This is a genomic window from Nocardioides sp. P86 (assembly GCF_023712465.1).
In the GTDB taxonomy this organism is placed as follows: domain Bacteria; phylum Actinomycetota; class Actinomycetes; order Propionibacteriales; family Nocardioidaceae; genus Nocardioides; species Nocardioides kribbensis.
The window spans coordinates 961,558-982,615 of record NZ_JAMAYE010000002.1 but is presented as its reverse complement, the minus strand read 5'-3'; the positions used below and the strand labels follow the sequence as shown (position 1 = coordinate 982,615).

The 21,058-nt window shown below is 73.6% G+C and carries 17 protein-coding genes; 12 read left to right on the top strand and 5 right to left on the bottom strand.

Features of this window, described 5'->3' with window-relative positions; all coding sequences use genetic code 11:
* The first annotated feature begins 30 nt into the window (after nucleotides 1–30).
* The 3 genes from M3673_RS12055 (at nucleotide 31) to M3673_RS12045 (ending at nucleotide 3,026) form a co-directional block, all read left to right on the top strand.
* A complete protein-coding gene (locus M3673_RS12055) occupies nucleotides 31–1,143 on the top strand; it encodes an S-(hydroxymethyl)mycothiol dehydrogenase (protein WP_251533919.1) in 1,113 nt (370 codons plus the stop codon).
* Nucleotides 1,140–1,781, top strand: coding sequence for an MBL fold metallo-hydrolase (locus tag M3673_RS12050; protein WP_251533912.1), 642 nt, complete (start codon nucleotides 1,140–1,142; stop codon nucleotides 1,779–1,781). Before M3673_RS12055 ends, M3673_RS12050 begins: the two co-directional genes overlap by 4 nt.
* Before the next feature lie 90 nt (nucleotides 1,782–1,871).
* The gene (locus tag M3673_RS12045) at nucleotides 1,872–3,026 is read left to right on the top strand and encodes a cobalamin-dependent protein (protein ID WP_251533910.1); all 1,155 of its coding nucleotides are present in this window, start codon (nucleotides 1,872–1,874) and stop codon (nucleotides 3,024–3,026) included.
* On the opposite strand, the gene M3673_RS12040 is transcribed toward M3673_RS12045, so the two are convergent.
* On the bottom strand, nucleotides 3,023–4,216 hold the full coding sequence (locus M3673_RS12040) for a methyltransferase domain-containing protein (RefSeq protein WP_251533904.1): 1,194 nt from the start codon (nucleotides 4,214–4,216) through the stop codon (nucleotides 3,023–3,025). The genes M3673_RS12045 and M3673_RS12040 overlap by 4 nt on opposite strands.
* Nucleotides 4,217–4,439: 223 nt before the next feature.
* On the opposite strand from M3673_RS12040, the gene groES reads away from it, so the two are divergent.
* Nucleotides 4,440–4,733 carry a co-chaperone GroES gene (gene groES, locus M3673_RS12035; RefSeq protein WP_056864570.1) on the top strand — a complete coding sequence of 98 codons (294 nt, stop codon included), beginning with the start codon at nucleotides 4,440–4,442 and terminating at the stop codon, nucleotides 4,731–4,733.
* A 144-nt stretch (nucleotides 4,734–4,877) separates the two neighbouring features.
* Nucleotides 4,878–6,503 (top strand): chaperonin GroEL, encoded by a 1,626-nt coding sequence (groL, locus tag M3673_RS12030; protein ID WP_251533902.1) that lies wholly within the window; start codon nucleotides 4,878–4,880, stop codon nucleotides 6,501–6,503.
* 95 nt (nucleotides 6,504–6,598) lie between these two features.
* On the opposite strand, the gene M3673_RS12025 is transcribed toward groL, so the two are convergent.
* Complete coding sequence (locus tag M3673_RS12025) at nucleotides 6,599–8,149, bottom strand: hypothetical protein (RefSeq protein ID WP_251533895.1); 1,551 nt, start codon at nucleotides 8,147–8,149, stop codon at nucleotides 6,599–6,601.
* Nucleotides 8,150–8,293: 144 nt separating this feature from the next.
* On the opposite strand from M3673_RS12025, the gene M3673_RS12020 reads away from it, so the two are divergent.
* The 6 genes from M3673_RS12020 to guaA all read left to right on the top strand — a co-directional run bounded on the left by M3673_RS12020 (nucleotide 8,294) and on the right by guaA (nucleotide 17,162).
* Nucleotides 8,294–9,181: a GNAT family N-acetyltransferase gene (locus M3673_RS12020; RefSeq protein WP_251533893.1), complete on the top strand. Its 888-nt coding sequence runs from the start codon at nucleotides 8,294–8,296 to the stop codon at nucleotides 9,179–9,181.
* Between the two features lie 20 nt (nucleotides 9,182–9,201).
* Entirely contained in the window at nucleotides 9,202–10,704 is a 1,503-nt protein-coding gene (gene guaB / locus M3673_RS12015; protein WP_251533891.1) for an IMP dehydrogenase, read from the top strand.
* A 55-nt stretch (nucleotides 10,705–10,759) separates the two neighbouring features.
* Nucleotides 10,760–11,866, top strand: a complete 1,107-nt coding sequence (locus tag M3673_RS12010) for a GuaB3 family IMP dehydrogenase-related protein (RefSeq protein ID WP_056863822.1) — start codon at nucleotides 10,760–10,762, stop codon at nucleotides 11,864–11,866.
* Nucleotides 11,867–11,940: 74 nt separating this feature from the next.
* Nucleotides 11,941–13,563, top strand: a complete 1,623-nt coding sequence (locus M3673_RS12005) for a succinic semialdehyde dehydrogenase (protein WP_193661302.1) — start codon at nucleotides 11,941–11,943, stop codon at nucleotides 13,561–13,563.
* On the top strand, nucleotides 13,563–15,290 hold the full coding sequence (locus M3673_RS12000; RefSeq protein WP_285839327.1) for a GMC family oxidoreductase N-terminal domain-containing protein: 1,728 nt from the start codon (nucleotides 13,563–13,565) through the stop codon (nucleotides 15,288–15,290). Before M3673_RS12005 ends, M3673_RS12000 begins: the two co-directional genes overlap by 1 nt.
* A 279-nt stretch (nucleotides 15,291–15,569) precedes the next feature.
* Nucleotides 15,570–17,162: a glutamine-hydrolyzing GMP synthase gene (gene guaA / locus M3673_RS11995; RefSeq protein ID WP_251533884.1), complete on the top strand. Its 1,593-nt coding sequence runs from the start codon at nucleotides 15,570–15,572 to the stop codon at nucleotides 17,160–17,162.
* 9 nt (nucleotides 17,163–17,171) lie between these two features.
* Here the strand turns inward: guaA and M3673_RS11990 are convergent, their stop codons facing one another.
* Complete coding sequence (locus M3673_RS11990; protein WP_251533878.1) at nucleotides 17,172–18,506, bottom strand: HNH endonuclease; 1,335 nt, start codon at nucleotides 18,504–18,506, stop codon at nucleotides 17,172–17,174.
* Between the two features lie 79 nt (nucleotides 18,507–18,585).
* On the opposite strand from M3673_RS11990, the gene M3673_RS11985 reads away from it, so the two are divergent.
* Nucleotides 18,586–19,050, top strand: coding sequence for a GNAT family N-acetyltransferase (locus M3673_RS11985; protein WP_251533876.1), 465 nt, complete (start codon nucleotides 18,586–18,588; stop codon nucleotides 19,048–19,050).
* A 205-nt stretch (nucleotides 19,051–19,255) separates the two neighbouring features.
* Here the strand turns inward: M3673_RS11985 and M3673_RS11980 are convergent, their stop codons facing one another.
* On the bottom strand, nucleotides 19,256–19,744 hold the full coding sequence (locus M3673_RS11980) for a DUF5709 domain-containing protein (protein ID WP_056863826.1): 489 nt from the start codon (nucleotides 19,742–19,744) through the stop codon (nucleotides 19,256–19,258).
* An 83-nt stretch (nucleotides 19,745–19,827) separates the two neighbouring features.
* Nucleotides 19,828–21,027: an ROK family protein gene (locus tag M3673_RS11975; RefSeq protein ID WP_193661300.1), complete on the bottom strand. Its 1,200-nt coding sequence runs from the start codon at nucleotides 21,025–21,027 to the stop codon at nucleotides 19,828–19,830.
* Nucleotides 21,028–21,058: the final 31 nt, after the last annotated feature.

Genomic DNA, 21,058 nt, shown 5'->3' with positions numbered 1-21,058 from the left:
GCTCGGCGCCACCCCGACCGGAGGAGAACCATGCAGCAGGTGAAGGCCGTCGTCGCACGGGCCAAGGGACAGCCCGTCGAGGTCACCACGATCAACGTGCCCGACCCCGGGCCCGGCGAGGCCGTGGTCAAGATCCAGGCGTGCGGGGTGTGCCACACCGACCTGCACTACCGCGAGGGCGGGATCAACGACGACTTCCCGTTCCTGCTCGGCCACGAGGCCTCCGGCGTCGTCGAGGCCGTCGGTGACGACGTCACCTCGGTGGCCCCCGGCGACTTCGTCGTGCTCAACTGGCGCGCGGTGTGCGGCCAGTGCCGCGCCTGCGAGCGGGGCGAGCCGCAGTACTGCTTCGCCACCCACAACGCCACCCAGAAGATGACGCTGGCCGAGGGCGACGACGCCGGCACCGAGCTCAGCCCCGCGCTGGGCATCGGCGCCTTCGCCGAGAAGACCCTGGTCGCGGCCGGCCAGTGCACCAAGGTCGACCCGTCGGCCCGTCCGGCCGCCGTCGGCCTGCTCGGCTGCGGGGTGATGGCCGGCATCGGCGCGGCCATCAACACCGGCGCCGTGGGCCGCGGCAGGTCGGTCGCGGTCATCGGCTGCGGTGGCGTGGGCGTGGCCGCGATCGCCGGCTCCGCGCTGGCCGGCGCGAGCCCGATCATCGCCGTCGACATCGACGCCGGCAAGCTCGAGACCGCCAAGGCCCTCGGCGCCACCCACACCGTCGACTCCTCGACCACCGACCCCGTCGGGGCGATCAAGGAGATCTGCGCCCAGACCTACGCCGGGGCCGAGGGCGCCGACGTCGTCATCGAGGCCGTGGGCCGCCCGGAGACCTGGAAGCAGGCCTTCTACGCCCGCGACCTGGCCGGCACCGTCGTCCTGGTCGGCGTGCCGACCCCCGACATGACCGTGCCCGAGCTCCCGCTCATCGACGTCTTCGGCCGCGGCGGCGCCCTGAAGTCCAGCTGGTACGGCGACTGCCTGCCCAGCCGCGACTTCCCGATGCTCGTCGACCTCTACCAGCAGGGCCGTCTCGACCTCGACGCCTTCGTGACCGAGGAGATCGGCATCGACGACGTCGAGGCCGCCTTCGCCAAGATGCACGACGGCGGCGTGCTGCGCTCGGTGGTGATCCTGTGAGCGGCGCTGCCGGGGGAGTGCGCATCGACCACGCCGTCTCCAGCGGCACCTTCAGCCTCGACGGCGAGACCCACCAGGTCGACAACAACCTCTGGGTCGTCGGCGACGACACCGAGTGCGTCGTCATCGACGCCCCCCACTCGGTCGACGACATCCTGGCGCTGGTGGGCGAGCGCACCGTGCGCGCGATCCTGCTGACCCACGCCCACGACGACCACTCGCGGGTGGCGCCGGCCCTGCGCGAGCGGGTGGTGGCGCCGATCATGCTGCACCCCGACGACAAGCCGCTGTGGGACCTCACCCACCTCTCCGAGGACGGCCAGGGCCACCTGTGGGACGTCGACCTCGGCGACGGCTTCGAGATCCTCGTCGGGGGCACGGTGCTGCGGGCGCTGCACACGCCGGGCCACGCCCCGGGGGCCGTGTGCTTCCACGCCCCGGCGCTGGGGTGCGTCTTCACCGGCGACACCCTCTTCCAGGGAGGTCCGGGGGCCACCGGCCGCTCCTACAGCGACGAGGACGTCATCAAGGCCTCGATCCGCGAGAAGCTCCTGGCCCTGCCCGACGAGACGGTGGTCCACACCGGTCACGGCGACGACACCACCATCGGCGCCGAGCGCGCCGGCCTGGCGGGCTGAGCCCGCTCCACCCGCGGCCCTCGCCCACTCGGGCGAGGGCCGACGGGGGCGGCCTGGGTAAAGTCGTGAGGTCCCCCCAGGAGGTGCACGGTGCAGCAGCAGGTGCAGCACGACCCCGGTCCCGACCAGGCGACCGGCACGAGCGTCACGCCGACCCAGGACGCGACGACGACCCTTCCCCCGGTCGCCCTCGCCCCGGTCGACGACCCGGAGTGGGAGTCGGCGTGGAGCACCTACTGGGCCGCGCTGGAGTCGGGCGACCGCCACGGCGCCCTGGCCGTCGTGCGTGAGCGCCACGAGGGCGGGGCCGCCCCCATGGAGGTCATCGAGCGGCTCGTCGTGCCGGCCCAGGCCCGCATCGGCGACCTCTGGCTGACCGGTGGGTGGAGCGTGGCCCAGGAGCACCAGGCCACGGCGATCAACGAGGGCCTCGTGCACTGGCTGGGCTCCTTCGCCCCCGAGGTCGACGCCTCGGCGCCGCTGGTGATCGTCTCCTGCCTCGAGCACGAGCGCCACGCGCTCCCGGCGCTGATCGTGGCCGAGTCGCTGCTGCTCGCGGGCTACCGCGTCACCTACGTCGGCGGTGACCCCGAGCCCGCCGGGCTCCTGCACGACATCCTCAGCCTCAAGCCCCGGGCGGTGCTCTTCAGCGCCTCGCTCACCTCCTCGCTGGCCGGGCAGAAGTCGCTCTTCAGCTCCATCCGGGCCATCGGCATCCCCGTGGTGGTGGGCGGCCAGGCCTTCGGGGGCGACGAGACCCGCGCCCTCGCGCTGGGCGCGACCGCCTACGCCGCCACCCCGGGCGAGGCGGCGCGGGTCATCGACGCCCTCCCGCCGCGCGTGCCGCAGACGGGCCCCGCCGAGGCCGGGCCCGCCGACGTGGAGGCGGCCTGGATCGCCGACTACCACCACGAGATCGCGCCCTACGTCGTGCGCGCGATCGCCGCCCGCCACGACGTCGCGGTCGGGGCGCCCTCCAGCGCCCCCGACTGGTGGACCGACTTCCCGGGCTACGTCGACCACGTCCTCGGCTGCCTCGCCGCCGCCCTCGTGGTCGGCGACGAGACGATCATGATCGAGGTGCGCGACTGGCTCGAGCGCGTGCTCGAGGCCCGCCACGCCCCCGACGGCCTGGTCGCCGAGGTGTGGGGCCTGCTGGCCGAGCCGCTGCGCGGCCACCCCCTGGCGCGGGTCCACCTGGCCGGGGCGGCGCCGGGGCACGTCCCGGGGCAGGTGCCGGGCTAGAGGGGGCGCACCAGCAGGGCGGTGCCCTCGCCGGCCACACGGGTCATCACCAGGGTGGCCTCGCCGTCACCCTGCAGCGCGAGCCGCTTGCGCAGCTGCTCGGGCACCACGTCGACGCCGCGCTTCTTGATGGTCAGCCGGCCCACGCCCCGCTCGCGCAGCGCCGCGCGCAGCTGCTTCTCGCGGTAGGGCAGCTCCTCGACCACCTCGTAGCCGCGCGCGAACGGCGTACGGGTCGCGGAGTCGGAGGTGAGGTAGGCGATGTGGGGGTCGAGCAGGCCCGCGTCGTCACCGGCGTGCGCCGCGGCGACGGCGGTGACCAGCCCGGCGCGCACGACGGCGCCGTCGGGCTCGTAGAGGTAGGCCCCCAGGGACCGCACCGGAGCCCCGGGGTCGTCCTCGTCGGTGAGCGTGGCCAGGCCGCCGTCGCCGATGACGGTGGCCCGGCGGCGGGTGGTGGCCAGCCGGCCCGCCCACAGGGCGGCCTCCTTGACCTCCCCGTGGTCGCTGACCCACTCGGCCTCGACGCCCTCGGGCACGAGGTCGTGGGGGATCCCGGGCGCGACCTTGACGCACGCGTCGCGGCGCAGGAGGCCCTCGACGAACGACCAGGGCGGCGTCCAGTCGTCGACGTCGAAGGCGCGACCCCGTGCGGTGCGCCGCGCCGGGTCGGCGAAGGCGACGTCGAAGGGGGAGGTGTCGACCGTGGTGGCGTCGGCGACGACGGTCGCGCCGTCGAGGCCCAGCGCGGCCAGGTTGGCCCGCGCGACCTCGACCCGCACCGGGTCGAGGTCGACCCCCGCGCACACGATGCCGGCCCGGGCACCCGCCATCAGGTCCCCGCCGATGCCGCAGCCCAGGTCGACCAGCGAGATCGCCTCGAAGGCGCGCAGCCGGGCCGCGCGGTGGTCGGCGACGGCGCGACGGGTCGCCTGCTCCAGGCCGTCGGGGGTGAAGTAGAGCAGCCGGGCCTCCTCACCCAGCTTGGCCTCGGCGCGGCGGCGCAGCGTGGCCTGGGTGAGCGCCGCGGCGACGTGGGCGGGGTCGGTCCCGGGGTGGCGCCGGCGCAGCGAGGCCGAGACCCGCAGCGGGTCCGGCGTCGCGGGCTCGGCCGCGAGGACGGCGACCGCCTCGGCGAGCAGGGCCTGGCCGTCGTCGGTGAGCAGCCACCGCAGGTCGTCGAGGTCCATGGCCGCGATCCTGTCAGGCCGTCCGGGTGCCGGCGCAGCCGCGGGGGACCCCGGCCCTGGCACTCAGGGTGAGCGAGTGCTAGTTTCAGGGTTGGCACTCTCCCCGTGAGTGTGCCAGCCACCCGCAGCGCAGCGCGACCCCCGCGACGGCGTGCCACGCGAGCGGTGGACCCAGACGTGCACCACCCGCCATCAAGTAGTGACGAAAGTGGAGGTCGACATCGTGTCGGTCAACATCAAGCCCCTCGAGGACCGCATCGTCGTCAAGACGCTCGAGGCCGAGCAGACCACGGCTTCCGGCCTGGTCATCCCGGACACCGCCAAGGAGAAGCCCCAGGAGGGCGAGGTCGTCTCGATCGGCCCCGGCCGCATCGACGACAAGGGCAACCGCGTCCCGCTCGACGTCGCCGTCGGCGACAAGGTCATCTACAGCAAGTACGGCGGCACCGAGGTCAAGTACGCCGGCGAGGAGTACCTCATCCTTTCCGCCCGCGACGTCCTCGCCGTCGTCTCCTGACGCACCTGGCATCCCGGCTGGCAGCGTTGCCGCCGCTCGACGACCCGCTTCGCTCCAAGGTCGTCGTCGCGGCGGCGCCTCGCCAGCCGGGCGCCAGGCACGTCAGGCCAGTGCTTGAAAGCCTCGTGCTTCTAAGGAGAACGCATGCCCAAGATTCTTGAGTTCGACGAGAGCGCCCGCCGCGCCCTCGAGCGGGGCGTCGACGCCCTCGCCAACGCCGTCAAGGTGACCCTCGGCCCCAAGGGCCGATACGTCGTCCTCGACAAGAAGTGGGGCGCGCCGACCATCACCAACGACGGTGTGACCGTCGCCCGTGAGATCGAGCTCGACGACCCCTTCGAGAACCTCGGCGCGCAGCTGACGAAGGAGGTCGCCACCAAGACCAACGACGTCGCCGGTGACGGCACCACCACTGCCACCGTGCTCGCCCAGGCCATGGTCCACGAGGGCCTGCGGGCCGTCGCGGCCGGCGCCAACCCGATGGGCCTGAAGCGGGGCATGGACCTCGCCGCGGCCGCCGTCGGCGACGCCCTGCGCGACGCCGCCCGCGAGGTCGACTCGGTCGAGGACATGGCCTCCGTGGCCACGATCTCGAGCCGTGACAAGGTCATCGGCGACCTGCTCTCGCAGGCCTTCGACAAGGTCGGCAAGGACGGTGTCATCACCGTCGAGGAGTCCAACTCCATGGGCACCGAGCTCGACTTCACCGAGGGCATGCAGTTCGACAAGGGCTACCTGTCGCAGTACTTCGTCAGCGACCCCGAGCGCATGGAGGCCGTCCTCGACGACCCCTACATCCTCCTGCACCAGGGCAAGATCTCGGCGATCGCCGAGCTCCTGCCGCTGCTGGAGAAGGTCATCGCCGCCGGCAAGCCGCTCTTCATCCTCGCCGAGGACGTCGAGGGCGAGGCCCTCTCGACCCTGGTCGTGAACAAGATCCGCGGCACCTTCAACGCCGTCGCGGTGAAGAGCCCCGCCTTCGGTGACCGCCGCAAGGCGATGATGCAGGACATCGCGACGCTGACCGGTGGCGAGATCGTCGCCCCCGAGGTCGGGCTCAAGCTCGACCAGGTCGGCCTCGAGGTGCTGGGCCAGGCCCGCCGCATCGTGGTCACCAAGGACAACACCACCATCGTCGACGGCGCCGGCGACGCCGCCGCCGTCGAGGGCCGCGTCAACCAGATCAAGGCCGAGATCGAGAACACCGACTCCGACTGGGACCGCGAGAAGCTCCAGGAGCGCCTCGCCAAGCTGGCCGGCGGTGTCTGCGTGATCAAGGTCGGCGCCGCCACCGAGGTGGAGCTGAAGGAGAAGAAGCACCGCATCGAGGACGCCGTCTCCGCGACGCGCGCCGCGATCGAGGAGGGCATCGTCGCCGGTGGCGGCTCGGCCCTCATCCACGCGGTGTCCGTGCTCGAGGGCGACCTCGGTCTCACCGGCGACGAGGCCGTCGGCGTGCGCATCGTGCGCAAGTCGGCCGACGAGCCGCTGCGCTGGATCGCCGAGAACGGTGGCGTCAACGGCTACGTCGTCACCACCAAGGTCCGCGAGATGGGCGTCGGCAACGGCTACAACGCCGCCACCGACACCTACGGCGACCTGGTCGCCCAGGGCGTGCTCGACCCGGTCAAGGTGACCCGCTCCGCGCTGGTCAACGCCACCTCGATCGCGGCGATGCTGCTGACGACCGAGACGCTCATCGTCGAGAAGCCCGAGGAGGAGGACGACGCCCCCGCGGGCGGCGGCCACGGTCACGGGCACGGCCACTGAGCCGCTAGGCACCACCTGATCCACCGGCGGCGCCGGGTCCCTCACGGGGCCCGGCGCCGTCGTCGTCGGTGCCGGTCAGCAGGGTCGGGGTCGGGTCAGCCGCAGTCGGGCGTGACCGCCGGGCGCTCGACGCCGCGGAGCAGCCACACGGTCCGACCCGTGTCGCCGCAGCCCGCACCGTGCGCGACGTACTCGCTCCCGACGAGGTCGGCCAGCGCCGCACCGCCGGCCGGGCTCCAGGTGGTGAAGTCGACCCACTCCACGATCCACGTCGGACGCTCCGGTCCGGCGACCACCGCGGCGAGCTCGGCGAGGTCGGGGTCGAGAGTGCGCATCGGCAGGCTCCACAGGTGCTCGTACGGCGAGGCCATGCTGCTCGCCAGCTGGAGGTCGGCACGCCCCCCGAAGACGACCATCGTGTCGCCGGGCGCGGCGGCCCGCCCGACGGCCTGCCCGGTGCGCACCTCGTCGAACTCCTGCAGCCCGCTGGCCTGGATCACGACCCACCCCAGCAGGCAGACGACGGTGGAGGCGGCCGCGCCGAGGATGACCGCCCGCATGCGCAGGCCGCGCCGCGACCCGTGGCGCACCAGCAGGGCGGCGCACAGCGCGGTGGCCGGGAGCAGGGCCAGCAGGTAGTCGCGCCAGAAGCTGCCGCCGAGCACCAGCGCGGTGAGGTCGAAGAGGACCAGGGTGGCGGTCGCGGCGGTGAGGGCGGGGTCGCCGGCCCACTCGCCGCGCACGTGCACCACGAAGCCGGCGACGATGAGCAGCATCCCGGCTCCGACGGCGCTGAGCACGAGGGTGGCCAGCCGCGTCGCGGGCTCGCCGGTGGCCTCGCCGGCCAGCGCCGCGGCGGCGTCGGAGCGGAAGCCGTAGACGGCGTACCAGAGCACGTCGAGGCGCACGCCCTGCGACCACGCCCACGCCACCGTGGCGGCCACGGGGGTGGCGGCGCCGGCGAGCCCGGCGAGTGCGAGGCGGGCGAAGGTGCCGGGGGCGACGGCCCGGGTGAGCAGGGAGGCGAGGAGGAGCGCGCCGGCGAAGGCCAGGCCGCCGGCGAGGTTCTGCTTGAAGCCGACCGCGGTGCAGGCGAGCACACCGGCGAGGAAGGCCAGGGTGGCGGAGTCGCGCCGCAGGGCGAGCAGCGAGAGCCAGCAGCCCGCCATCACGAAGGGCACGCCGAGGAGCTCGCCCTTGACCGCGACGGCGTCGATGAGCGTGTTGGCGCTCATCGCGGCCACCGCGACCGCCACCCACCCGGCGGCGCGCTCCCCGGCCACGAGCCGGGCGGTGCGGGCCGCGGCCACCACCAGCAGGGCGGCGGCCAGCGCGCCCAGCACCCGGATGAACAGCGGCCCCCCGAGGAGGTCGGAGAGCCGGAAGACCTCGATGAGCAGCGGGGGCCGGTCGACGAAGTAGCGTCCGTAGACGCTGTCGGGGGAGGGGTCCCAGGAGCGGGCGACCAGCAGGAAGCCGGCCTCGTCGGCACGCACGGGCCGCGAGAGACCGGGCAGGCGCAGCAGCACCACGAGCACGGCCGCCAGCGGCACCGTCCAGCGTGACTCGACCGCCGCGCCCACGCGGTGCACCACGCGGTGCACCACCGACGACGGCGGCAGCGCGCGCGCAGGTGCCGTCGTCATGGGCGACAGCCTCTCAGGCCGGGGGCCGCCCACGTCGCACCGCAACGCTGCGAGCAGCCGTTGCACGCCCGAAACATCCCCGATCCCTCCCGGCAACGCGCGGCGGCGAGCGTGGGCGACATGCTGTGGAGAGTGCGCACGACCATGCCCGACCGTCCCGGCGGTCTCGCCCGTCTGGCCCAGCGCTGCGGCGAGGCGGGGGTCAACATCCTGGGTCTGCAGATCTTCCCGGGCGCCGACGCCGTGACCGACGAGCTCGTGATGCGCACCCCCGAGGGCTGGGACGTCCACGACCTCGCGCTGCTGGTCGAGGGGTCGGGGTGGACCTACGTGTCGGCGACCCCGTGCTCGGCGGCCGCCCTCTCCGACCAGCCGACCCGCTACGTCCAGGCGGCGCGCACGATCCTGGCCCGCCCGACCTCCTTCCCCGAGGTGGTCGCCGGGCTCTTCGACGCCGAGTCCGACCCCGCGCCGGGTGAGGGTCCGCCGCAGGACTCGCTGGAGCTGACGGTCGGTGACGTGCAGGTGCAGGTGCGCCGGGCGGCGCCCTTCACCGAGACCGAGCGCGCCCGCGGCGCGGCCATGGCCGACCTGGTCAGCGACGTGCTCCAGCGCAGCCGCGAGTCGGCGGCGATCGGCACGACCAGCCCGGGTCGACGCCTGGGCGGAGGAGCGACCCCCGAGTACGCCGTGGACGGGACGTCGGTCTCGGCCGTGCTCGAGGGCGCCGTGGTGGGCCTGGCCACGGTGCACGACCCGGTGCCCGGTGACGACGGGGCGGTCGTGCGCCCGGTGGCGCTGCGGGTCGACCCCGGCTTCCAGCGCCGCGGCATCGGCACGCGCCTGCTCGTCGACGCCTCGCGGCTGGCCCACATGCTCGGCGCCGACGAGATCCTGCTCACCACCCGCTCCGACAACCAGGCGGTGCTGCCGATGGTGCTGGCCGCGGGCATGCGGGGGCGGATCAGGATGGCCGCCGACGTCCTCACCGTGCGGGTGCCCGTGCGCGACCTGAGGCCGCTCCCGGGCTGAGCCGCGGGTAGGCTCGGGGCGTGGAGCTCCCTGACAAGTTCGCCGCCCTCGGGCTGACCTACGACGACGTCCTGCTGCTGCCGGGTCACTCCGACCTCGCGCCGGCCGACATCGACACGACCTCGCGGCTGACCCGCGAGATCTCGCTCAAGGTCCCGCTCGTGAGCGCGGCCATGGACACCGTCACCGAGTCGCGCATGGCCATCGCGATGGCCCGTGAGGGCGGCCTCGGCGTGCTGCACCGCAACCTCTCCATCGAGGACCAGGCCTACCAGGTCGACCTCGTCAAGCGCACCCAGACCGGGATCATCTCCAACCCCGTCACCATCGGGCCCGACGCGACGCTGGAGGACCTCGACCGCATCTGCGGGGAGTACCGCGTCTCCGGCCTGCCCGTGGTCGACACCGACAACCGCCTGCTGGGCATCATCACCAACCGCGACCTGCGCTTCACCCCGGTCGCGGAGTGGGCCACGACCAAGGTCGACGAGATGATGACGCCGATGCCGCTCATCACCGGTCACGTCGGCATCTCGCGCGACGACGCCACGCTGCTGCTGCGCAAGCACAAGCGCGAGCGGCTCCCGCTGGTCGACGACGAGGGCCGCCTGGCCGGCCTGATCACCGTGAAGGACTTCGTCAAGGGCGAGCAGTTCCCCCACGCCTCCTACGACGGCGCCGGGCGGCTCATGGTCGGCGCGGCCATCGGCTACTTCGGCGACGCCTGGGAGCGGGCCACCACCTTGGTCGAGGCCGGGGTCGACGTGCTGGTCGCCGACACCGCCCACGGCAACGTGCGCCTCCTGCTCGACATGGTGGCGCGCCTCAAGGGCGACCCCGCGACCCGCCATGTGCAGGTCATCGGCGGCAACGTCGCGACCCGCGAGGGCGCGCAGGCCTTCGTCGACGCCGGCGCCGACGCGGTCAAGGTCGGCGTGGGCCCGGGCTCGATCTGCACCACCCGCGTCGTGACCGGGGTCGGCGTGCCCCAGGTGACGGCGGTCTACGAGGCCTCGCTGGCCTGCGCCCCCGCCGGCGTCCCGGTGATCGCCGACGGCGGCATGAAGCACTCCGGCGAGATCGCCAAGGCGATCGTGGCCGGGGCCGAGTCGGTCATGGTCGGCTCGCTGCTGGCCGGCTGCGAGGAGTCGCCCGGCGACCTGGTCTTCGTCAACGGCAAGCAGTTCAAGGCCTACCGCGGGATGGGCTCGCTCGGCGCGATGTCGAGCCGGGGGAAGAAGTCCTACTCCAAGGACCGCTACTTCCAGGCCGAGGTCACCAGCGACGACCAGATCGTGCCCGAGGGCATCGAGGGCCAGGTGGCCTACCGTGGTCCGCTGTCCGCGGTGGCCCACCAGCTCATCGGCGGGCTCAACCAGTCGATGTTCTACGTCGGCGCGCGCACCATCCCCGAGCTGCAGGACAAGGGGCGCTTCGTGCGGATCACCTCGGCCTCGCTCAAGGAGAGCCACCCCCACGACGTCCAGATGACCGTCGAGGCCCCGAACTACACCGGTCGCTGATCCGCCGGACCTCCTGCGCGTCGGGGCCCCGGCGCACCTCTAGTAGCCTTCCCCGGTGACCGAGATCGAGATCGGCCGGGCCAAGCGCGCCCGGCGTGCCTACTCCTTCGACGACATCGCGATCGTGCCCTCGCGGCGCACCCGCGACCCCGAGGAGGTCAGCACCCACTGGCAGATCGACGCCTACCGCTTCGACCTCCCGGTGCTCGCGGCACCCATGGACTCGGTGATGTCGCCGGCGACCGCCGTCGCGCTGGGTCGCCTCGGCGGCCTCGGCGTCCTCAACCTCGAGGGCATCTGGACCCGCTACGAGGACCCCGAGTCGCTGCTGGCCGAGGTCGCGGGGCTGGAGGGCGTCGACGCCACCCGCCGGATGCAGGAGATCTACGAGGAGCCGATCAAGCCCGAGCTCATCACCGAGCGGCTGCGCGAGGTGCGCGAGGCCGGGGTGACCGTGGCCGGCTCGCTCTCGCCGCAGCGCACCAAGGAGTTCGCCAAGGCCGTGGTCGACGCGGGTGTCGACATGTTCGTCATCCGGGGCACGACGGTCTCGGCCGAGCACGTCTCCAGCCAGGCCGAGCCGCTGAACCTCAAGGAGTTCATCTACGAGCTCGACGTGCCCGTGATCGTGGGCGGCTGCGCGACCCACCAGGCCGCGCTGCACCTGATGCGCACCGGTGCCGCCGGCGTGCTGGTCGGCTTCGGGGGCGGGGCCGCCCACACCACCCGCACCGTGCTCGGGATCGCCGTGCCCATGGCCAGCGCCGTGGCCGACGTGGCCGCGGCGCGCCGCGACTACCTCGACGAGTCCGGCGGGCGCTACGTCCACGTCATCGCCGACGGGTCGATCGGTCAGTCCGGCGACGTCGCCAAGGCCATCGCCTGCGGGGCCGACGCGGTCATGGTCGGCTCTCCCTTCGCCCGCGCCACCGACGCGCCCGGCCACGGCTTCCACTGGGGCACCGAGGCCCACCACGCCGAGCTGCCGCGCGGTCGGCGCGTGCAGTTCGAGACCGTCGGCACCCTCGAGGAGATCCTCTTCGGCCCCTCGCGCGTCGCCGACGGCACGATGAACCTCATCGGCGCCCTCAAGCGCTCCATGGCGACCACGGGCTACACCGACGTCAAGGAGTTCCAGCGGGTCGGGGTCGTCATCGGCTGAGGCGTGACCAGGCTTTCCCGGCCGAAGGCTACCGAAGGGTAGTCGCGGAGACCGCAGTCACATACTCTCGGTACATGAACGCCGCGAACCCCAGTCCGGCCGGCGGCCCGCTCGTCGAGGGCCCGCACGACCCCGAGCACGACCCGACCGCGTCCTACGCCCTCGAGCCCGACTACGTCGCCTCGCTGACCCAGCGCATCCTGGCCACCTCGGGGGAGACGGTGCCGGTGCGCTCGCCCCTCGACGGGGCGCCGCTGGCCCACCTGCCGCAGTCGAGCGAGGCCGACGTGGCCGAGGCGTTCGTCCGCGCCCGCCGGGCCCAGGTCGCCTGGTCGCGCACGAGCCTGGAGCACCGCTCGGCGATCCTCATGCGGCTGCACGACCTCGTGCTCGACCGCCAGGAGGAGATCCTCGACCTGATCGTGCTGGAGTCGGGCAAGGCCCGCAAGCACGCCTTCGACGAGCCCCTGCACATCGCGCTGACGGCGCGCTACTACGCCCGCACGGCCCACGACCACCTCGACACCCGGCGCAAGGCCGGCGTGGTGCCGGTGCTGACGCGGGTCGAGGTCAACCGGGTCCCCAAGGGCGTCGTCGGCATCATCTCGCCGTGGAACTACCCCTTCACGATGGCGCTGTGCGACGGCCTGCCGGCGCTGATGGCCGGCAACGCGGTGGTGGCCAAGCCCGACAGCCAGACCATGCTCACCGCGCTGCTGGGCGCCCAGCTGCTGGAGGAGGCCGGCTTCCCGCGCGACCTGTGGCAGGTCGTCTCGGGGCCGGGCTCGGTGGTCGGCACGTCGATCATCGCGAAGTCCGACTACGTCTGCTTCACCGGCTCGACGGCCACCGGCACCCGCGTGGCCCAGGCCTGCGCCGAGCGGCTCATCGGCTGCTCGCTGGAGCTCGGCGGCAAGAACCCCATGCTGGTGCTGCGCGACGCCGACGTGGAGCGCGCCGCCGAGGGCGCCGTGCGCGGTGCCTTCTCCAACGCCGGCCAGCTCTGCGTCTCGATGGAGCGGCTCTTCGTGGCCGACCAGGTCTACGACCGCTTCGTGGAGCGCTTCGTGGCCCGCACGCAGGCGATGACGCTGGGGGCCACGTTGGCGTGGGAGAACGACATGGGCTCGCTCATCTCCGCCGACCAGCTCGAGACCGTCACCCGTCACGTCGAGGACGCCGTGGCCAAGGGCGCCCGCGTGCTCACCGGCGGACGGGCCCGCCCCGACCTCGGCCCCTTCGTCTTCGAGCCCACCATCCTCGAGGGCGTGACCCCCGAGATGACCTGCTTCGGCCAGGAGACCTTCGGCCCGGTGATCTCGCTCTACCGCTTCCACGACGAGTCCGACGCCGTGGCCCGGGCCAACGACGGCGACTACGGCCTCAACGCCTCGATCTACAGCCAGGACGGCGCCCGCGCCCGTGAGCTGGCCCGTCGGGTGCGCTGCGGCACGGTCAACGTCAACGAGGCCTTCGCCGCGACCTTCGCCAGCGTCGACTCCCCGATGGGCGGCATGCGCGCCTCGGGCATGGGTCGGCGCCAGGGCAGCGAGGGCATCCACCGCTACACCGAGTCGCAGTCGGTCGCCACCCAGCGGCTGCTGCGGTTCTCGCCCGTGCTGGGCATGTCGGAAGAGACCTACGCGAAGGTGATGACCCTCAACCTCCGCCTGATGAAGAAGCTGGGGCGCGCCTGATGGGCAAGCACGTGGAGCACGACTACGACGTCCTGGTGATCGGCAGCGGCTTCGGCGGCTCCGTCACCGCGCTGCGACTGACCGAGAAGGGCTACAAGGTCGGCGTCATCGAGGCCGGGCCGCGCTTCGAGGACGACGACTTCGCCTCCGGCACCATGGACCTCAAGCGCTACCTGTGGGCCCCGGCGCTGGGGATGTACGGCATCCAGCGCATCGACGCCGTCCGCGACACCCTGATCGTGGCCGGCGCGGGGGTCGGCGGCGGCTCGCTGGTCTACGCCAACACCCTCTACGAGCCCCTCGAGCAGTTCTACGCCGACCCGCAGTGGGCCTCGATCACCGACTGGCGCGAGGAGCTCGCGCCCTACTACGACCAGGCCAAGCGGATGCTCGGCGTGGTCGAGAACCCCGTGCGCACCCCGGCCGACGAGGTCATGGAGAAGGTCGCCGGCGACATGGGCGTGGCCGACACCTTCCACCCGACGCCGGTGGGGGTCTTCTTCGGCGGCCCCGGCCAGGAGCCGGGGGAGAAGGTCGCCGACCCGTTCTTCGGGGGCGAGGGCCCCGACCGCAACGCCTGCCTCAACTGCGGCGAGTGCATGTCGGGCTGCCGCCACAACGCCAAGAACACCCTGGTCAAGAACTACCTCTACCTCGCCGAGAAGAAGGGCGCGCGGGTCATGCCGCTGACCACGGTGACCCGGGTCAGCCCCCGCGAGGGCGGCGGCTACGACGTCGCGGTCAAGTACACCAAGGCCAAGCGCGCGACCGCCCGCACGACCCGCACCCTGACCGCCGAGCACGTCGTCCTCGCCGCCGCCTCGCTCGGCACCCAGAAGCTGCTGCACCGGATGAAGGACGAGGGCCACCTCCCGGGCCTGTCGGACCGGCTCGGCTACCTCTCGCGCACCAACTCCGAGTCGATCCTCGGCGCGATCGCGCCGGCCTCCGACCCGACCGACTACTCCTACGGCGTCGCCATCACCTCCAGCTGGCACCCCGACGAGCACACCCACATCGAGCCGTGCCGCTACGGCAAGGGCTTCAACACCATGGCGATGATGCAGACCGTCCTCACCGACGGCGACGGCGAGGGCCCGCGCTGGCGCACCTGGCTCAAGGCGATGTGGACCGAGAAGGCCAAGCTCCTCGAGCTCTACGACCTGCGCCACTGGTCGGAGCGCACCGTCATCGCGCTGGTGATGCAGAGCCTCGACAACTCCATCACCACCTACGGCAAGCGCGACCGGCTCACCGGGCGCTGGCGGATGACCTCGCGCCAGGGTCACGGGGCGCCCAACCCGACCTGGATCCCGGTGGCCAACGAGGCCGTGCGCCGCATCGCCGGCGTGCTCGGCGGCACTGCCGGCGGCAACATCGGCGAGCCGTTCAACATGCCGCTCACCGCCCACTTCATCGGGGGCTGCGCCATCGGCGAGAGCAGCGAGACCGGCGTCGTCGACCCCTACCAGCGCGTCTACGGCCACCCCGGCCTCCACGTCGCCGACGGGTCGGCGATCAGCGCCAACCTCGGGGTCAACCCGTCGCTGACGATCACCGCCCAGGCCGAGCGGGCGATGGCGCTGTGGCCCAACAAGGGCGAGGCCGACCGCCGCCCGCCCCTGGGGGCCGGCTACGAGCGCGTCGCTCCGGTCGAGCCGCGCTCGCCCGCCGTACCTCCGCAGGCGCCGGCGGCGCTGCGGCTGCCGATCGTCGGGGTCAGCTGAGGGTGCCTGTCTAGACCGCGCGCGGTTCTGGAAGGAAGTCCTGTCAGCCCCGTAACCCGGCCTCGGGGGGCTCGTTGAGGTGAGCAGACCCGGCAGTCATGCTCCCTCCCAAGGCCGGGTCAGTGGTCCAGGCGCTGTCCAACAGAGGCGTGGACGATCAGGGCCCGGCCAACCCTCCCTCCCCGGCCGGGCCCTGGTGCATTTCCCCCTCCCGCGCACGCTCGTCCGGGGCCGAGACCGGCGCGACGGCACGGTGCCGGGCCTCGATAGGCTGGGCCCATGAGTGACGAGACGCCCGGGCTGCCCGACCACGACCTCGTGCTGGTGGTCGACTTCGGCGCGCAGTACGCCCAGCTGATCGCCCGCCGCGTCCGCGAGGCGCGGGTCTACTCCGAGATCGTGCCGCACCACGTGCCGGTGGCCGAGATGCTCGCGCGCCGGCCGAAGGCGATCATCCTCTCCGGCGGTCCCTCCTCGGTCTACGCCGAGGGCGCGCCGAGCATCGACGCCTCGCTGTTCGAGGCCGGCGTCCCGGTCTTCGGGATGTGCTACGGCTTCCAGCTGATGGCCTCCGGCCTGGGCGGCGAGGTCGCGCGCACCGGCGCCCGGGAGTACGGCCGCACCGCTGTCTCGGTCGCCGAGCCCGGCACGCTGCTGGCCGACGTGCCCGCCGAGCACACCGTGTGGATGTCGCACGGCGACTCCGTCACGGCCGCCCCCGCCGGCTTCTCGGTGCTGGCCTCCACCGCGACGACGCCCGTGGCGGCCTTCGAGAACGTCGACGCCGGCTTCGCCGGCGTGCAGTGGCACCCGGAGGTGCTCCACACCGAGCACGGCCAGCAGGTGCTCGAGCACTTCCTCGTCGACATCGCCGGCTGCCGCCAGACCTGGACCATGGTCAACATCGTCGAGGAGCAGATCGAGTCGATCCGCGCGCAGATCGGCGAGCGCGGCCACGCGATCTGCGGGCTCTCCGGCGGCGTCGACTCCGCCGTGGCCGCCGCGATCGTGCAGCGCGCGATCGGCGACCGGCTGACCTGCGTCTACGTCGACCACGGCCTCATGCGCCAGGGCGAGACCGAGCAGGTCGAGCGCGACTTCGTCGCCGCCACCGGCGTCGACCTCAAGGTCGTCGAGGCCGAGCAGCGCTTCCTCGACGCCCTCGCCGGCGTCACCGACCCCGAGGAGAAGCGCAAGGTCATCGGCCGCGAGTTCATCCGCGTCTTCGAGGCCGCCGAGGCCGAGGTGCTGGGCGAGGCGGTGAAGGAGACCGGTGAGACCGTCGCCTTCCTCGTGCAGGGCACGCTCTACCCCGACGTCGTGGAGTCCGGCGGAGGCGCCGGCGCCTCCAACATCAAGAGCCACCACAACGTGGGCGGACTGCCCGACGACCTCGAGTTCGAGCTCGTCGAGCCGCTGCGCACGCTGTTCAAGGACGAGGTGCGCCTGGTCGGCGAGCAGCTCGGCCTGCCCCCCGAGATCGTGTGGCGCCAGCCCTTCCCCGGGCCCGGCCTGGGCATCCGCATCATCGGCGAGGTCACCCGCGCCCGCCTCGACCTGCTGCGCCAGGCCGACGCCATCGCCCGCGAGGAGATGACCGCCGCCGGCCTCGACCGCGACATCTGGCAGATGCCCGTCGTGCTGCTCGCCGACGTGCGCTCCGTCGGCGTCCAGGGCGACGGCCGCACCTACGGCCACCCGGTCGTGCTGCGGCCGGTCACCTCCGAGGACGCCATGACGGCCGACTGGGCGCGCCTGCCGTACGAGGTCATGGAGCGGATCTCCACCCGCATCACCAACGAGGTCGAGGAGGTCAACCGGGTCGCGGTCGACATCACCTCGAAGCCCCCGGGCACCATCGAGTGGGAGTGAGCCCCTCCGTCAGGTGACGAAGGTGGCGTGCCTGCCCGCCCCCGGTGGGGGTGGGGCGGTGGAGTGGTACGTGTGGCCGGTGGGGGTCGTGAGCTCGACGGTATGGCGTGGGCCCGGGGCGCAGCGGGCGCGCCAGTCGAGCGCCTGCTTGGCGTAGTTGCACGCCTCGCACAGGCTCTGACCGTTGTCGGTGGTGGTGGGTCCGCCGTCGACGAGGGCGCTGACGTGGTCGCTGTGGCGTACGGGGGAGTCGCACCAGGGGGTGCGGCAGACGGCGTGGTCGCGAGCCCGCAGGTGGCGGGCCAGGCCGGCGCCGAAGTGGGTGGCGCGGGAGTCGCTGGCGAGGAGCCGGCCGGTGGTGGGCGCGGTGTAGAGCCGGCGGTACCAGGCGTGGTCGGCGTCGGCGGCCGCGGCGGTGAGGTAGCGGGCGTAGTCGGCCGGCACGGTGCCGTAGCCCAGCAGCGTGGCGGGCTCGTCGTCGTCAGCGAGCAGGGTGCGGTCGGTCATGACGAGACAGACCTCGACGGGCACGGGCTCGGCGTGGCTGCGGCCGGTGAGGCGCTCGAGGAGGGTGTCAGCCATGACCTGCCCGCGCGAGCGCCGCTCGGTCTCGGCCCGGCCGGCCGCGGTCGACCCGCGGTGGCTGTCGGCGGCGCGGCCGAGGGCGGCGTACGCGGCGACCGCGTCGGCGACGGGAAGCAGGGCGGTGAGGTAGGCCATGGTGTCGGGAGCCGGGCGGAGGGTGACGGCGCGCTCCTGGGCGGCGCGGCGGTTGCGGTCCACGACGGAGTGCGGGTCGAGCTCGTAGGCGATCCGCCGCGCTGCGGCCACGAGCTCACGGTCGCCGAGGGCCTCCAGCGTGGCGGTGTCGCCGGCCAGGTGGGCGTCGACCACCTGCCGGTCCTCCAGGCTCAGGCAGGCGGTCTCGCGGGCCAGCAGGGTGGCGCGCCACTCGGTGAGGACGCCAGCGCCCAGCGCCCGCAGGGTGTGGGGCATCTCGTGGACGAGGACCTCCGCGAGGCCGAGGTCACGGGTGCCGCGGTGGTGGCTGGCGCGGCGCGCCAGGGCGACCTGCGCGGCGATGCCGGCGCCGATGCGGTCGCGGCGGACGCCCGCGGCGCGCTGGGCGGCCCGCTGCGACGCGGCCAGTCGCGCGGTGGCCCGGGCCTGTGCTGCGGCCGCCGCAGCCTTGGTCTCCTCCAGGGCCCGGATCAGGTCGACCAGCTCGGCGTCGGTGAGATCGGCACGGCGCGACCGCCCGTCGTCACCCGCAGGATCGAGCGGGGCCACGGTGGCCAGGGCTGCCACCAGGCCCGCGACCTCGACCACCGGCGATGCGAACATGTGTTCGATTCTACGCCGACGTGCGTCTCGTGTCGATGGTGAGCGGCGCGCTGTGGACGGTTGCTGGCAGGCTGGCCAGGTGGGCGTCGAGGAGATCAGGGTCAGGGCAGCGCGGACGGAGGAGGTCGACGAGCTCCTGGACCTGTGGGCCCGGGCCGGCGAGAACGCCTCGCGACCACCGGACCGGCCCGACCTCGTCCAGCGGCTGCTCGAGCACGACCCCGGAGCCGTCCTCGTCGCCGTGGCGGGCGGCCGGCTCGTCGGCAGCGTCGTCGCGGGCTGGGACGGGTGGCGGGCCAACCTCTACCGCCTCGCCGTCGAGCCCGACCGGCGCGGCCGCGGCGTCGCCCGCCTGCTCGTGGCGGCGGCCGAGCGCCGGCTCACCGCGCTGGGGGCCGAACGGCTCTGCGCGATGGTGCTCGACGACAACGACCCGGCGCGCGGGCTGTGGTCGGCGCTCGGCTACGCGCCGCAGGGGGAGTGGCGACGGTGGGTGAGGGAGGTGCCGGGAGCAGACGGCGGCGCGGGAGCGACCCCCGCCTGACCCGCACGTGCCAGGCGTACGCCGCCCCCCGGGCCATGGCGCATGGCCCGACCGGGCCATTTCGCGGCGCAGCGGCTGACAGCGCCCTCGCGAGCGCCTAACGTTCTTCTCGAGCCGCTGGTGACCCGAGACGCCAGCGGTTCACTACGTGCGAAGAGGCCCCCGGCAGCAGCCGGGGGCCTCTTCTGCGTCCTGCGCCCGTCGGTCAGGCGTTGAAGGTGTCGGGGTCGGAGTCGTCGGGCACGACGTGCACGGCGGCCTCCTCGGCCGAGGCCGCGGCGCCGTCGATGCCGACGTCGTCGCCCACGAGCTCCTGGTCGACGTCCTCGCCGAGGCCCTGGTCGGGGTCGACCAGGCGGCCCGCGCGCTCGTCGCCGACCTCGCCGTCGTCGAGCTGGTCGAGGCGCACGTCGGGATCGGCGTCGGCCTTCTCGGCCTGCTCGTAGGGGTCGGCCTCCGGCACCTCCTGGGCGACGCGCTGGTCGAGGGTCTCGCCGGTGGCCTCCTCGTAGGGGGTGTTGCCGAAGCCCTGGGCGGCCGAGTACTTCTCCGGCGGGGAGTAGCCGCGGTCGAGCTCGTCGGCGACGTCGGGGTCGCCGAGGTCGTCCATGTTGGTGGGCTGGTCCTCGTCGTCGACGGAGTAGTCGCCGTAGGTCTCGGCGTCGGTCGTCGGGTCAGGAGTGCTCTCGGTCATGGCCCCACCGTAGGCCGCCCCACGGCGTGGTCAGGTCACCCGAAGGGACCCCGGGCCCGACGCGGGGCCGACCTCACGACGGCTCAGGCGGGCGCGATCAGCTCGGTGCGCTCGGCGGCCACGATGACGGCACCCACGAGGCTGGCGCGGTTGCCGAGCTCGCTGGCCAGGACGGGCGTCAGGGCGGCCGCGTCGAGGGCGTGGCGGCGCAGGCCGACCCGCGCGGGCTCGAGCACGAGCTCGCCGGCGCGGGCCATGTCGCCGCCGACGACCACGATGTCGGGATCGAGCAGGTTGACGATGCTGGCCAGCCCCCAGCCCAGGTGCAGCCCGACGTCCTCGAAGGCGCGCTGGGCGGCGACGTTGCCGGCGAGGGCTGCGTCGACGATCTCCTCGATGACCGCGCCGGGCAGCTGGCCGCCCATCATCGACTGCACCGTGCCGATGGAGGTGTAGGCCTCCAGGCACCCGCGGCTGCCGCAGCGGCACAGCGGGCCCTGCTCGTCGAGGGTCAGGTGCCCGATCTCCCCGGCGCTGCCGTGGGCGCCGCGGAAGAGCTCGTTGCGGATGACGACGCCGGCGCCCACGCCGGAGGAGATCTTCACGAAGACCGAGCTGCGGTGGCCGCGGCCCACGCCGCGGCGGTGCTCGGCGAGCGCCCCCAGGTTGGCGTCGTTCTCGACCAGGGCCGTGGCGCCGAAGACCTGCTCGGCCGCGGTGCGGGCGTTGACCCCGACCCACGACGGCAGGATCGCGGAGGACTGCACGACGTCGGCGGTGACGGGGGCCGGCAGGCCCAGCCCGACGGTGCGCAGGGTCGGCCCGCCCGGGAGCATGCCGAGGAGCATCTCGTGCGCGCAGTCCAGCGCGGCGCGGTGGTCGAGCCCGGAGTGGAGCGGGCGCCGCTCCTCGTGGAGGAGCCGGCCGGCGAGGTCGCCGACGGCGACGGCGACGTGGCTGTGGCCGAAGTCGACGCCGGCGACGACCCCGGCGGTCTCGGCGAGCCTCACCGAGGACCCGCGCCGGCCGCTGCCGGGCGCGATGGCGACGAGCCCGGCCGACGACAGGTCGCGCAGGATGTTGGACACCGTGGCCGGGGCCAGCCCGGTGGTGCGGGCGAGCTCGGCCTGGGTGTACTCCGCGGGCAGGGCGTCGACGTCCTCGCCGGCCACCGCGGGGTCGACGACGCCGAGCCCCCGCAGGACGTCGAGCACGCGGTGCTGGTTGGCGGTGCGCAGCGTCGACGTCGACCCGGGGGCGGCGTCGAGACGCTGTCTGGTCATGGGCGGAACTGTGCCTCGGGTCACAGCTTGT